This window comes from Streptomyces mobaraensis NBRC 13819 = DSM 40847 (genome assembly GCF_017916255.1).
GTDB lineage: Bacteria > Actinomycetota > Actinomycetes > Streptomycetales > Streptomycetaceae > Streptomyces > Streptomyces mobaraensis.
The window spans coordinates 4,903,360-4,916,638 of the sequence record NZ_CP072827.1; the positions used below are offsets into that span (position 1 = coordinate 4,903,360).

Here is a 13,279-nt window from a genome sequence, read left to right on the forward strand (position 1 = left end):
GGCGGCCCCCGCAGGGCGGCACTCCGGAAGGGTGATCGTCCTTGACGCGACGGCGCCCTCGGAGGACCGTTGGAACCTATGAGGGGCGAACCCAGTTGCCCGAAGTGCGGTGGCCGGGTGCGTGCGCCCGGTCTCTTCGCCGACTCCTGGCAATGCGCAGTGCACGGCAGTGTGCACCCTCTGCAACCCGTGGTCCCGCCGAGCGTCGAGGCGCTGGCCGTCGTCGTCGGCCGGGCTCGGGTCCCCGTCTGGATGCCCTGGCCGCTGCCGGTCGGCTGGCTGTTCACCGGCGTCGTCTGCGCCGGTGACGACCGCAGCGGCGGCCGGGCCACCGCCGTCGCCTGCTCGGGGCCCGGCCCGCTCGGCGGCCCCGGCGAGCTGCTGCTGGTCGCCGAGGAACTGGGTGTCGGGCTGGGCGCCCGGTACGCCGGCATCGACGGCCCCGACCCCGGCACCCGGCTGAGCGTCGACGGGCCCCCGGCCGCCAAGGTCCTCGCGGCGGGCCGCCCCACCCCCCTGTGGCACGTCTCCGGCGTCCCCGGCGACCGGGCCGTCTTCGCCGGCGAGGCGTGCGGGCTCTGGCTGTGGGCCATCGTCTGGCCCGAGCGGTCGGGGCTGCTGATGTACGACGAACTGGTCCTCACCGACCTGCGGGACGCCGGCGCGGAGGTGGACCTGCTGCCCTGCGGGGCGCTCTCCCCTTGGATCGTCTCGCCCTGAGCGGGAGCCGCGCTCCCTGGGAGCCGTGCTGCCTGAAAGCCGTGCTTCTCGAGAGCCGCGCTTCCTGAGAACCGCAGTTCGCGAGGGCCTCGCTCCGCGAGATTCGCACCCCTTCCGAGAGCCGCACTGGACAAACCGTCGCGTCCACCGCTCCCGGGGTTCCGGATCGGACCGGCCGGTGGGTGAGCGGACGCCCGTTATCCTGAACCGGTTCCGTCCGTAGCTTGATGCTGACCGGTTCGCTCCGTTCAGTTCTCGTCCGTTCGCTGGGAGGCCCGAGTCGTGCGCATCGACCTGCACACCCACTCGACGGCCTCCGACGGTACGGACACCCCCGCCGAGCTGGTGCGCAACGCCGTCGCGGCGGGTCTGGACGTCGTCGCGCTGACCGACCACGACGGCGTCGGCGGGCACGCGGAGGCCATCGCGGCGCTCCCGCCGGGCCTCACCCTCGTCACCGGCGCGGAGCTCTCCTGCCGCCTCGGCGGCGCCGACGGCGTCGGGGTGCACATGCTGGCGTACCTCTTCGACCCGGCGGAGCCGGAGTTCGCCGCCGCGCGCGAGCTGGTCCGCGACGGGCGCGAGCCCCGCGCCCGCGCCATGGTGGCCCGGCTGCGCGAACTCGGCGTGCCGATCACCTGGGAGCGGGTCGCCGAACTGGCCCAGGGCGCCGTCGGACGGCCGCACGTGGCGACGGCCATGGTCGAGCTCGGGGTGATCGACACCGTCTCGGACGCGTTCACGCCCGAGTGGATCGGCAACGGCGGGCGCGCCTACGCGGACAAGCACGAGTTCGACCCGTTCGACGCGGTCCGCCTGGTCAAGGCCGCCGGCGGGGTCACCGTCCTCGCCCACCCGATGGCCGTCAAGCGGGGCGTCTGCGTCCCCGAGGACGCGATAGCCGAGCTGGCCGCGGCCGGACTCGACGGCATCGAGGTCGACCACATGGACCACGACGCCCCCACCCGCGCCCGGCTGCGCGGCCTCGCCGCCGACCTCTCCCTGCTGCCCACGGGTTCCAGCGACTACCACGGCCGCAACAAGACCTGTGAACTCGGCGAGTTCACCACCGATCCCGAGATCTACGGCGAGATCACGCGCCGCGCGACGGGCGCGTTCCCCGTCCCGGGCGCGGGCGGCTGAGCCCACACCACCCCGGAAGGCCCTCCGCGCGGGCCGGGCGCTCCTGACGGCGCCCGGGCTTCCGCGCGCATCCGTGCGCCGTACGACGTCGGCGCGCCACCATCCTCCCTTCCACGCGCCGCCCTTTCGTCCCCTTCGCTTCTGCGACGACCCCCTTCCGCCCCCCGCGACGGCCGCCCGCGCGTCGCCCTGTTCCCTCCGACCGGCACCACACCGCAAGGCCCTCACTGTGTTCGACTTCGCTGTCTTCGGCTCGCTCTTCCTCACCCTGTTCGTGATCATGGATCCGCCCGGGATCACGCCGATCTTCCTCGCCCTGTCCTCGGGCCGGCCCGCCAAGGTCCAGCGCCGGATGGCCTGGCAGGCGGCGGCGGTGGCCTTCGGCGTCATCACCGTCTTCGGCCTCTGCGGCCAGCAGATCCTGGACTACCTGCACATCACCACCCCGGCCCTGATGATCGCGGGCGGTCTGCTCCTGCTGCTCATCGCGCTCGACCTGCTCACCGGGAAGTCGGAGGAGCCCACGCAGACCAAGGACGTCAACGTCGCGCTGGTGCCGCTGGGCATGCCGCTGCTGGCCGGGCCCGGTGCGATCGTCTCGGTGATCCTCGCCGTGCAGCACGCCGACTCGTTCGCCGCCCAGGTCTCGGTGTGGACCGCCATCGCCGCCATGCACGTGGTGCTGTGGCTGGTGATGCGCTACTCGCTGCTGATCATCAAGGTGATCAAGGACGGCGGTGTGGTGCTCGTCACCCGGCTCGCGGGCATGATGCTCTCCGCGCTCGCCGTGCAGCAGATCATCAACGGCGTCTCCCAGGTGATCCACAACTGGTGACCGACCCGGCGGCCCCCCTCCCGTGAACCCCCGCGCGGGCGGCCGGAGTACGCCCCTGTGAACGCGAAGCGCCCCCGTACGGACGGTCCGTGCGGGGGCGTTCCGCGTCCGGCGGCTGCCGGACGTGCGTACTCTTCAGCCTGTCACCGGGTCGCGGTGTCGGCCGGGCGGATGTAGATGCGCTGGCCGATCGAGGCGGCCTGCTGCACGATCCGGTTGACGGAGGCGGCGTCCACGACGGTGCTGTCGAGGGCGGTGCCGTCGACGTCGTCCAGGCGCATGATCTCGAAGCGCACAGGCTTCTCCCTTCGTCTGATCCTCCTGAGGAGAACTTGCGAGAACAGGAAGCGGCGCCGCCACTCTGCGGCGCGTTCCGAAACTGTCCAACGAGGTGCTGTCTGCAAACATTCCCTACGCTAAAGAAATTTTTATCATGACTAATTACCGACCGGTAGTGCTTTAGAGCGAGCGAGCCCCCCACATGACCGAAGAACGCCCCGAAGCGCCCGGCCTGACCGAGGTCGTCGCCGGTATCGAGCGCACCAACGAACTGCTCACCCGCGTCCTCGCCGAGGTCGCCACCACCCCCGCCACCCACGCCGTCTTCGTCGACGCCGGCTACGCCTACGCCGCCGCCGGCCGCCTCGTCGTCGGCAGCGAGGACCGGCGCGCCATCGAGCTCGACGCCGAGGGCCTGATCGAGGCGTTCATCGACAAGGCGCGGACGATCTTCCCGGACAGCCGGCTGCTGCGCGTCTACTGGTACGACGGCGCCCGCCGCCGCATCCACACCACCGAGCAGCAGGCCATCGCCGAGCTCCCCGACGTCAAGGTCCGGCTCGGCAACCTCAACGCCCACAACCAGCAGAAGGGCGTCGACTCCCTGATCCGCACCGACCTGGAGACCCTGGCCCGGCACCGCGCGATCAGCGACGCCGTGCTCGTCGGCGGCGACGAGGACCTGGTCTCCGCCGTCGAGGCCGCGCAGGGATACGGCGCCCGCGTCCACCTCTGGGGCATCGAGGCCCCGGGCGGACGCAACCAGGCGGACCCGCTGCTCTGGGAGGTCGACAGCCGGCGCACCTTCGACCGGGACTTCTGCGAGCCCTATGTGACCCGGCGGACCGCCCCCGAGCCGCCCGTCGAGGCCCCGGCGCACCGGGGGACGGTCCCGGACCGCGACGAGGTGCGGTTCGTCGGCGCCCGGGTTGCCTCCGAGTGGCTCGGCGCGCGGGGGCCGGACGCCCTGGCCGAGCTCCTCCCCGGCCACCCCTACCTTCCCGGCGCCGTCGACCAGGAGCTGCTGGTGGCCGCGGAGGCGCTGCTCGGCCTGTCCCTCCGCGGCCACGCGGACCTGCGCCGGGCGCTGCGCGACGGCTTCTGGGACCACCTCCAGATGAGGTTCTGAGGCACGGATGAAGCGGACGGGGATGGAGTGACGGAACGGGGGCATACGCCGGGGGGAAGAACTGCGCGTGGGACGCGCGTGCCGGAATGCGCACCGGAGGACCGAGTGGAACCCTTGCTACGGGTGGGTCGCGGCCCGACGCGCGCCGGCCGCCCGTCACCGCTGGAGTACCGGACAAGAGAAACGAGGCGATCGGCCATGTCGGCTTCCGAGCGCGCGGGGCCGGGGACGCCCTGCTGGGTGAGCCTGTTGACCGGCGACCTCGGCGCGGCGCAGCGGTTCTACGGCGCGGTGCTCGGCTGGACCTTCCGGCAGGGTTCGCTGGGCGAGGACTTCTGCGTGGCGCTCTCCGGCGGCCGGCCGGTCGCCGGGCTGGGCAACGTCGCCCGCCGGATGGGCGTCGCCGTCCACTGGAGCAGCTACTTCGCCGTGGACGACGCGGACACGGCCGCCGCGCGGGTCCGCGAGCGCGGCGGCACCGTCGCCGTCGGCCCGCTCGCCTTCGGCGGCGGCCGGGCCGTGCTGGCCGCCGACCCGGACGGCGCCGTCTTCGGCTTCTGGGAAGGGCGGGTCCTGCGCGACTGGAGCATCGGCAGCGGCGCCGCCCCCGCCTGGCTGGAGCTGCGCACCCGCGACTGTTTCGACGCCGCCCTCTTCTACGGCGGCGTCTTCCAGTGGGACAGCCAGGAGACGGACGTGCGCTACGAGGACGACGTGGTGATGATCCGGGTGGCCGGCCAGACGGTGGCCTGCCTGCGCGGCGGCGCCGTCGAGGCGGCCCCCGACCCGAAGGTCCGGCCGCGCTGGCACGTCTACTTCCGGGTGGACAACGTGGAGAAGGCCGTCGCCGCCGCCCAGGCGGCCGGCGGCTCGGTCGTCGCGGAGCCGGGCGTCTCCCGGGTCGGGCCCGAGGCGACCCTCTGCGACCCGGAGGGCGGCATCTTCACGGTCACCGAGGCGGCTCGGGGCTGCTGACCGCTGATGGGGCGGTCGCCGACGCGGAAGTGGGCGAGAGGGAGGACCAGAACTCCAGGAGCCGGGCGGCCGTGGCCCCCGGCTCCTCCGCGTTCGGCGAGTGCCCCGCGCCCGCGATCCGCACACGCCGCGCGGACAGCTCCTCCGCCATGGCGTCCAGCTCCGGCACCGGCCAGGCGTAGTCCTCCGCGCCGGAGACCACGCACAGCGGGAGCGGCAGCCGGGCCAGCTCCGCGACCCGGTCCGGCTCCTCCATCAACTGCCGTGCGGTCGTGGTCAGTTGGACGGGGTGGGTGGCCAGCCAGCGGCGGTGCAGGAAAGCGCCGTGCTCCGTCGGCAGGATGCTCTCCTCCGGATCGCCGCCCTGCTCGGCGTCGAGCCGCCGCATCTCCCGCCACACCTCCTCCATGCTCATCCCCAGCCCCTCGAGAGCGTGGATCAGCAGCCGGGTGCGCTCCTGCTGCCCGGCGGAGACCGGCCCCCGGCCGCTGCTCATCAGCGTGAGCGAACGGAACGGGCGCGGGTCGCGGAGCGCGGCCGCCCGGACGATCAGCCCGCCGAGGGAGTGGCCGAGCAGATGCACCGGGCCGTCGCCGAGCGCGGCGGCCTGCGCCAGCACGTCGAGCGCCAGCTCCTCCCGCCCGTAGGCCGACGCGTCGTCGGGCCCGGGAGACTCGAACTGCCCCCGCCCGTCCACCGCGACGGCCCGCAACCCGCCCTCGGCGAGGGGCTCCAGCAGCGCGATGAAGTCCTCCTTGCTCCCCGTGAACCCCGGCACCAGCAGCACCGTTCCGCGGTGCGTGCCCGCCGGCCGGGCGTCGTGGACGGCGAACTCCCCGCGCGCGGTGGCGAGCCGGTACGCGCGGGCACCGGGGGGCAAGGTGAGGAACGGTGGCCTGCTCATGGTCCGAGGCTAATGCGACGTCCGATGGCCGCCGGTCCCGGGCATCTTGGACGAAGAAGATCGAACCATGCAGAACACAGTGAACAACGCAGTCGTTCCCGGCGAGTTCGACGGCCAGGCCGTCCTCGTCACCGGCGGCGGCAGGGGCATCGGCCGCGCCGTCGTCCTCCGGCTGGCGGCGGGCGGCGCGGACGTCGCCTTGACCTACCTGTCCGACGAGCGGGCCGCGGCCGACGTCGTCGCCGACGTGAAGGCACTCGGCCGACGCGCCCTCGCCCTCCGCGCCGACGCGGCGGACGCCACGGCGGTACGCGGCGCGGTGGACGCGGTCGTCTCGGAGTTCGGACGGCTCGACGTCCTCGTCAACAACGCGGGCGTGGGCGCTCTCGGCCCGATCGGCGAGCTGACCGAGGAGGACGTCGACCGGGTCCTGTCCGTGAACGTCCGCGGGGTCTACCTGGCCACCCAGGCGGCCGTCCGGCACCTCGGCGCGGGTGGGCGCGTCATCATGATCGGAAGCTGTATGACACAGCACGTGCCGTTCCCCGGCGGCACGCTCTACGCCACCAGCAAGGCGGCTCTCATCGGGCTCACCAAGTCCCTGGCCAGGGAGCTCGGCCCTGCCGGGGTCACCGTCAACATCGTCCACCCCGGTCCTGTCGACACCGACATGAATCCGGCGGACGGGCCGTTCGCCGAGGCGCAGGCGGGGGCGACGGCTCTTGGCAGGTACGCGCGGCCGGAGGAGGTCGCGGCGACGGTCGCCCACCTGGCGGCGCCTTCGGCCGGGTACGTGACGGGGGCGTCGGTGGCGGTGGACGGGGGGCTGGCGGCGTAGCGAGCGCGCCTGCGGCGGGCTGTGCCCCGGTCCCGCCCCTTCGCCGATTCCTGGGGCTGCGCCCCCAGACCCCCCCTTTTCGCGGCTTCGCCGCTCGTCCTCAAACGCCGGACGGGCTGAATTCAGCCCGTCCGGCGTTTGAGGACAGCGCCCGCAGGGCGCTTCGGGGGTGCGGGGGCTCGCCCCCGCAAGAAACGGTGAATGGGGGTGCCCCCTCTGGGGGAGGGTCCGGGGCGAACCCCTTAGCCCACGACCTCCGCCTCGGACACCGCCACGGCGGCGGCCTTCTTGGTCGTGCGGGTCCGCTTCGGCTTCACCTCGGCCTCACCCTCCGCCGCGGGAGCGGCGACAGCCTTCCTGGCCGTCCGCGTCCGCTTCGGCTTGGCCTCGGCCTCGGTCTCGGCCTCCGCGACCGGCGCCGCGGCAGCCTTCTTGGTGGCGCGAGCCCGCTTCGGCTTGGCCTCCGCTCCGGCCTCGCCTTCGACGACCGGCGCGGCAGCGGCCTTCTTCGCCGTCCGCGTCCGCTTCGGCTTGGCCGGCTCCTCCGCCGCGGCGGTCTGCTCCGGCTCGGCGGCCGCGGTGTCGACGGCCTTCACCGCACGCTTGCGCGTCCGCTTGACGGGTGCGGCCGCCGCCTCGTCCTCCGCCGGTACGGCGGCGGTCTTCTTGGCGACGCGCGTGCGCTTCACGGGCGCGGCGGCCTCAGCGGTCTCCGCGGCCTCAGCGGTCTCGACGGCCGCTTCGGCGCGCTTGACGGTCCGGCGCGTGCGCTTCACGGGCGCGGCGGCCTCAGGGGCCTCCGCGGCCTCAGGGGCCTCCGCGGCCTCAGCGGTCTCGACGGCCGGAGCCGCCTCCGCGCGCTTGACGGTCCGACGGGCCCGCTTCACCGGCGCGGCGGCTTCGGCGACCTCGGCCGCCTCGGCGGCCGGTGCCTCCGGCGCGTCCGCGCCCAGGGTGGTGACGGCCCGCTTGGCGACCCGTCGAGTGCGCTTCGCCGGCGCGGCCGGCGCGTCATCGACGGTCGGTGCCGCCGGAGCGGTGGTCTGCTCCACCGCCGGGGCGGCCTCCGCGCCGAGCGTGGTGACGGACCGCGTGGCGACGCGTCGAGTGCGCTTCGCCGGGGCGGCCGGCGCGGCCGGTGCCTCGGCGACCGGCTCGGCGACCGGCTCCGCCGCCGGGGCGGCGTCCGCGCCGAGGGAGGTGACCGTGCGGGTGACGATCCGCCGGGCCCGCTTCGCGGGAGCGGCCTCCGTGCCGGCGGCCGGGGCCTGCTCCGCGGCACGCTCCTGGCGCGCCGGAGCCGTGGCCGCCGGCACCTCGACCGGCGCGGCGGAAACCGCGGCCTTGGCCTTGGCCTTCGCCTCGGCGGCGGCCCGAGCGGCCGCCTGGACGCGCAGCAGGGCGGTCTCGACGGTCTCGAACTCGCCTTCCGGCACGGCCGTGGCCGGTGCCGCGTAACGCGGACGCGCGGTACGGCCGGCCCCCGCGGACACGGCCTGCGACGGCAGCGACGTGCCCTCCTGCCGGGGCGCGGCGGACCGGGTACGGCGGCGCGGCCGGGCCGGGGCCTCCGGCTCGGGGGCCGGAGCCGTGGCCACGGATGCCTTGGAAACCGTCGCGGTGGACGCCTTGGCCACAGAAGCCGTCTCGACCGCGGGAGCCGCCGGAGCCGTCTTGGTGGCCGCCGGAGTCTCCGCCGCGGCCTGCCGGTTCTCCACGGGAGCCACCGGGGCCGTTGCGGCGGCCGGAGCGGCGGCCGGAGCGGCCTGGGCCGCCGACGCCGCCGCCGGGGCCGCGCCGCGCGTACGGCGACGGCGGCGCGGACGCGCGGGCGTCTCGGGAGCCGTCGTGGCCGGAGCCGTCACGGAAACGGGGCTCTCCGGCACGGCCGCCTCTGCGGCCTCTGCGGCCTCCGGGGCGACGAAAGTCGGCGCGGTGGCCGTCGCCGCGGCCTCCACCGCCGCGCCCGAGCGTGTCCGGCGGCGCTGGCGCGGCGTACGGGTGCGCTCGGCGCGCTCGTCGGCGGCCTCCCGCTCGCCACGGTCACCACGGTCACCGCGGGAGCCACGGCCGTCCCGGCCGTCGCGGTCGCCCCGGGCGTCCTTGGAGCCGCGGCCCCGGCCCGCCCCGCGGCCGCCCGTCTCGCCGAGGTCCTCGATCTCCTCGGCCTCCAGACCGGCCAGGGTCCGCTGCGAACGCGGCAGGATGCCCTTGGTGCCGGCGGGGATGCCCAGCGCCTCGTAGAGGTGCGCGGAGGTGGAGTACGTCTCCTCCGGCTCGTCGAAGGGCAGCTCGAGCGCCTTGTTGATGAGCTTCCAGCGCGGGACGTCGTCCCAGTCGACCAGCGTCACGGCCGTACCGGACTTGCCCGCGCGGCCGGTGCGGCCGACGCGGTGCAGGTAGGTCTTCTCGTCCTCGGGCGTCTGGTAGTTGACGACGTGCGTGACGTTGTCGACGTCGATGCCGCGCGCGGCGACGTCGGTGCAGACCAGCACGTCGACCTTGCCGTTGCGGAACGCGCGCAGCGCCTGCTCGCGGGCGCCCTGGCCGAGGTCGCCGTGGACCGCGCCGGCGGCGAAGCCGCGGCGGGTGAGCTGCTCGGAGATGTCGGCGGCGGTCCGCTTCGTCCGGCAGAAGATCATCGCGCGGTCGCGGCCCTCCGCCTGGAGGATGCGGGCGACCATCTCCGGCTTGTCCATGTTGTGGGCGCGGAAGACGTGCTGCGCGATGTTGGCGTGCGTCTGGCGGCCGTCGTCGTCCGGCGAGGTGGCGCGGATGTGCGTGGGCTGCGACATGTAGCGGCGGGCCAGCGAGATGACCGCGCCCGGCATGGTCGCCGAGAAGAGCATGGTCTGCCGCTTGGCCGGCAGCATGGTGATGATGCGCTCGACGTCGGGCAGGAAGCCCAGGTCGAGCATCTCGTCGGCCTCGTCCAGCACCAGCGCCTTGACGTGCGCCAGGCTCAGCTTCTTCTGGCCGGCGAGGTCGAGGAGCCGCCCGGGGGTGCCGACGACGACGTCGCAGCCGGCCTTGAGCGCCTCGACCTGCGGCTCGTACGCCCGGCCGCCGTAGATCGCCTGGACGCGCACATTGCGCACCTTGCCGGCGGTGAGCAGGTCGTTGGTGACCTGCTGGCAGAGCTCACGGGTGGGGACGACGACGAGGGCCTGCGGGGCGTCGGTCAGCTGCTCGGGCTTGGCCCGGCCCGCCTCGACGTCGGCGGGGACGACGACGCGCTCCAGCAGGGGGAGGCCGAAACCGAGGGTCTTGCCCGTGCCGGTCTTGGCCTGGCCGATGACGTCGGAGCCGGAGAGGGCGACCGGGAGCGTCATCTCCTGGATCGGGAAGGGGTGGAGGATGCCGACGGCGTCGAGCGCCTCGGCGGTCTCGGGGAGGATCCCGAGTTCTCGGAACGTGGTCTTCTGGGTGTCCGGGGTATTCAGGGTGCTGCCTCTTCTGTGAGACGCGGCACGCGGCGGCGAAGGGGGTCGTACGAGGAGTCCGTACGTACCGCGCCGTCGTACTCGTTCCGGCGGGGAGCCGGATGGCGCGGGACCACTGCCTTCGCGCGAGCACACGTGCTGCGAGCGGATCCCTCCTGGTGTGCGGACGACTCGTTCGCACCGCGTGGAGGGCGGTCGGTCGGGTGGAAGCCGATCGGGCCACCGACCGGGCATCCGCTGGCGCTCCGAGGACTCACTCCCGGAGGAACCTGCATGGAGACGGCCAGTCGAACGCACGCCATGCTCGGCGTACTCGGCGGGCCGTATAGCACTCTACCCCGGAACCGCGCATACGCGCCCGGGCCATTCGTCCCTGACCTCGTGGACGCCTGGCTGACCAGGGGCTTCCGTCTCCGGCGGAGCGGGCTAAGGTTCCGTTCATGGAGACGTCCGACAAGGCAGCGGCGGCCATGGGCCCCGCCGAGGAACTCACCGGAATCGCCGCCCAGGACTGGGCCCAGGCATCCGCCGACCCCCGTTACCGGGCCGCGGTCGTGGACCTGCTCGGGGCGCTCGCCTACGGCGAGCTGGCCGCCTTCGAGCGGCTGGCGGAGGACGCCAAGCTGGCGCCGACGCTGGGTGACAAGGCGGAGCTGGCCAAGATGGCCGCCGCCGAGTTCCAGCACTTCCAGCGGCTGCGCGACCGGCTCGCGGCGATCGACGTCGAGCCGACCGCGGCGATGGAGCCGTTCGCCGCCGCGCTGGACGAGTTCCACGGCCAGACGGCCCCCTCCGACTGGCTGGAGGGCCTGGTCAAGGCGTACGTGGGCGACTCGATCGCCAGCGACTTCTACCGGGAGGTCGCGGCCCGGCTGGACTCCGACACCCGGGCGCTGGTGCTGACCGTCCTGGACGACACCGGGCACGCCACGTTCGCGGTCGAGAAGGTGCGCGCCGCGATCGAGGCCGAACCGCGGGTCGGCGGCCGGCTGGCGCTGTGGGCCCGGCGGCTGATGGGGGAGGCGCTGTCGCAGGCGCAGCGGGTCGTCGCCGACCGTGACGCCCTGTCGACGATGCTGGTCGGCGGGGTGGCCGACGGCTTCGACCTCGCGGAGGTCGGGAAGATGTTCTCCCGGATCACCGAGGCGCACACCAAGCGGATGGCCGCGCTGGGGCTGGCCGCGTAGGCGAGGCGGTCGGCACACGGCACACCGTCCCGTGACACCGGGGGCTCCGTCCGGCGGCCCGGCTCAGGCCGTGGCTGACCGGCGGGGCGGCCCGGCGGGACGCAGCAGCAGGGACAGCAGCGCGACCGCCACCACGAGCGAGGCCGCGAGCGTCGCGAGGACGTGACCGGGGCCCAGCACCGAGCGGGCCAGCAGCCCGCCGAACAGGCCGGCCACCGGCCCGGTGCCCAGCGTCAGGGTGCGGGAGCGGAACCGCCCGAAGCGGGCGGGCAGCCAGCGCAGGGCCCCGAGGGAGACGGCGAGGCCGATGAGGACCGAGCCGAGCGCTTCCCAGAGGATCATCGTCGTTACCCCTCCCGTGCCACCGGTGGGCGGCAGGTGCAAATCGGTCGTAGCGGTCCTACCCCGGGGCCGCCCGCGGCAACCCTCGGGGCGGATCTCCCGTGGTGCTCCCGGGAGCGACTCCCATGGTTCTCCCCCGGAGCGCGCGGGGCGGTTCCCGACACGCTGACCGCCCCGCAGGGCGGCCGGGTACGACGACGGGCGGGACCCCGGTGCCCGCGCACCGGGACCCCGCCCGCGCCTGGTGAATCAGATGGTGGTGAAGCCGACCCGCCGGGTGGCGGGCTGGCCGATCTCCACGTAGGCCAGCCGGTCGGACGGGACCAGGACCTTGCGGCCGTGCTCGTCCGTCAGGCTGAGCAGCTGTGCCTTCCCGGCCAGCGCGTCGGCCACCGCGCGCTCGACCTCCTCGGCGGACTGACCGCTCTCCAGAACGATCTCGCGGGGCGCGTGCTGCACGCCGATCTTGACCTCCACGGCTACTGTCCCTCCGAAGGTGTGCGTCCCCCACGGCGTAGCCCCAGGGGAGGGGTGCGCGGACGCGCCGCGCCGTACGGTCCACACATTAGCCCGGCACGGGGGCGCGCCGGGCCCGCGCCCGCACGCTGGCAGCGAACACGCGCCCCGGCGGCGACGCGGAGGTCAGTGCTCGTTCTTCGGGAAACCGGCGATGCCGCGCCACGCCAGCGAGGTCAGCAGCTGGACCGCGGTGCCGCGCGGGACCGTGCTGCCGCTGGAGAGCCAGTAGCGGGCCACCACCTGGGAGACGCCGCCGAGGCCGACGGCCAGCAGCATGGCCTCCTCCTTGGCGAGGCCGGTGTCCTCGGCGATGACCTCGCTGATGGCCTCGGCGCAGGCCAGCGAGACCCGGTCGACGCGCTCGCGCACCGCGGGCTCGTTGGTGAGGTCGGACTCGAAGACCAGCCGGAAGGCGCCGCCCTCGTCCTCGACGTAGGCGAAGTAGGCGTCCATGGTGGCCGCCACCCGCTGCTTGTTGTCGGACGTCGACGCCAGCGCCGTGCGCACCGCCTGGAGCAGGTTGTCGCAGTGCTGGTCCAGCAGGGCCAGGTAGAGGTCCAGCTTGCCGGGGAAGTGCTGGTAGAGCACCGGCTTGCTGACGCCCGCGCGCTCGGCGATGTCGTCCATGGCCGCGGCGTGGTAGCCCTGGGCCACGAAGACCTCCTGGGCGGCGCCCAGGAGCTGGTTGCGTCGGGCTCGGCGCGGCAGGCGCGTGCCTCGCGGGCGCGCCTCGGTCTGCTCGATGGCTGTCACGCCGCCTCCCATGGTTGTTCCTGCACGGTGTGCACCGCGCCCGCCATCGTACTTTTGGGTAACCGCGCCGTGCGTGGCCGGAGGGGAGAATTTCACCAGACGGACGCTGTGGGAAGCCCACAAATGTCCGACAAATCGTGCGTTGCGGCGGTGGCGCGCGGCCGTCTCACGGCGCGGACGGCGCCCGGCGGGGCCTCGCGCGCCGCTCGCGC

The 13,279-nt window shown here is 74.3% G+C and carries 13 protein-coding genes; 7 read left to right on the plus strand and 6 right to left on the minus strand.

Going from position 1 to position 13,279, the window contains the following annotated elements:
- The first annotated feature begins 78 nt into the window (after positions 1 to 78).
- From J7W19_RS21225 to J7W19_RS21235, 3 genes are all read left to right on the plus strand, one after another.
- The gene (locus tag J7W19_RS21225; protein WP_004945555.1) at positions 79 to 720 is read left to right on the plus strand and encodes a DUF6758 family protein; all 642 of its coding nucleotides are present in this window, start codon (positions 79 to 81) and stop codon (positions 718 to 720) included.
- A 282-nt stretch (positions 721 to 1,002) separates the two neighbouring features.
- A complete protein-coding gene (locus J7W19_RS21230; RefSeq protein ID WP_004945553.1) occupies positions 1,003 to 1,863 on the plus strand; it encodes a PHP domain-containing protein in 861 nt (286 codons plus the stop codon).
- 229 nt (positions 1,864 to 2,092) lie between these two features.
- Entirely contained in the window at positions 2,093 to 2,698 is a 606-nt protein-coding gene (locus J7W19_RS21235) for a MarC family protein (protein ID WP_004945551.1), read from the plus strand.
- Between the two features lie 143 nt (positions 2,699 to 2,841).
- Here J7W19_RS21235 and J7W19_RS21240 read toward each other — a convergent pair whose 3' ends face one another.
- Positions 2,842 to 2,994, minus strand: a complete 153-nt coding sequence (locus J7W19_RS21240; RefSeq protein ID WP_004945549.1) for a hypothetical protein — start codon at positions 2,992 to 2,994, stop codon at positions 2,842 to 2,844.
- Positions 2,995 to 3,179: 185 nt separating this feature from the next.
- Here J7W19_RS21240 and J7W19_RS21245 point away from each other — a divergent pair, with 185 nt between their 5' ends.
- A complete protein-coding gene (locus J7W19_RS21245; RefSeq protein ID WP_004945546.1) occupies positions 3,180 to 4,106 on the plus strand; it encodes an NYN domain-containing protein in 927 nt (308 codons plus the stop codon).
- A gap of 198 nt (positions 4,107 to 4,304) precedes the next feature.
- Complete coding sequence (locus tag J7W19_RS21250; protein WP_040889942.1) at positions 4,305 to 5,081, plus strand: VOC family protein; 777 nt, start codon at positions 4,305 to 4,307, stop codon at positions 5,079 to 5,081.
- Here J7W19_RS21250 and J7W19_RS21255 read toward each other — a convergent pair.
- The gene (locus tag J7W19_RS21255) at positions 5,056 to 5,985 is read right to left on the minus strand and encodes an alpha/beta fold hydrolase (RefSeq protein ID WP_040889940.1); all 930 of its coding nucleotides are present in this window, start codon (positions 5,983 to 5,985) and stop codon (positions 5,056 to 5,058) included. The two genes, J7W19_RS21250 and J7W19_RS21255, sit on opposite strands and share 26 nt — an antisense overlap.
- Before the next feature lie 67 nt (positions 5,986 to 6,052).
- Here J7W19_RS21255 and J7W19_RS21260 point away from each other — a divergent pair, with 67 nt between their 5' ends.
- Complete coding sequence (locus J7W19_RS21260) at positions 6,053 to 6,823, plus strand: SDR family oxidoreductase (RefSeq protein WP_004945538.1); 771 nt, start codon at positions 6,053 to 6,055, stop codon at positions 6,821 to 6,823.
- Positions 6,824 to 7,065: 242 nt separating this feature from the next.
- Here the strand turns inward: J7W19_RS21260 and J7W19_RS21265 are convergent, their stop codons facing one another.
- Positions 7,066 to 10,155, minus strand: a complete 3,090-nt coding sequence (locus J7W19_RS21265) for a DEAD/DEAH box helicase (protein ID WP_004937364.1) — start codon at positions 10,153 to 10,155, stop codon at positions 7,066 to 7,068.
- Between the two features lie 551 nt (positions 10,156 to 10,706).
- Here J7W19_RS21265 and J7W19_RS21270 point away from each other — a divergent pair.
- Complete coding sequence (locus tag J7W19_RS21270; protein WP_004937366.1) at positions 10,707 to 11,453, plus strand: ferritin-like fold-containing protein; 747 nt, start codon at positions 10,707 to 10,709, stop codon at positions 11,451 to 11,453.
- Positions 11,454 to 11,516: 63 nt separating this feature from the next.
- Here J7W19_RS21270 and J7W19_RS21275 read toward each other — a convergent pair whose 3' ends face one another.
- The 3 genes from J7W19_RS21275 to J7W19_RS21285 form a co-directional block, all read right to left on the minus strand.
- Complete coding sequence (locus J7W19_RS21275) at positions 11,517 to 11,795, minus strand: hypothetical protein (protein WP_004937368.1); 279 nt, start codon at positions 11,793 to 11,795, stop codon at positions 11,517 to 11,519.
- 249 nt (positions 11,796 to 12,044) lie between these two features.
- Positions 12,045 to 12,272: a DUF3107 domain-containing protein gene (locus J7W19_RS21280; RefSeq protein ID WP_004937370.1), complete on the minus strand. Its 228-nt coding sequence runs from the start codon at positions 12,270 to 12,272 to the stop codon at positions 12,045 to 12,047.
- Between the two features lie 165 nt (positions 12,273 to 12,437).
- Positions 12,438 to 13,067, minus strand: a complete 630-nt coding sequence (locus tag J7W19_RS21285; RefSeq protein ID WP_040887389.1) for a TetR/AcrR family transcriptional regulator — start codon at positions 13,065 to 13,067, stop codon at positions 12,438 to 12,440.
- Between the last annotated feature and the right edge of the window lie 212 nt (positions 13,068 to 13,279).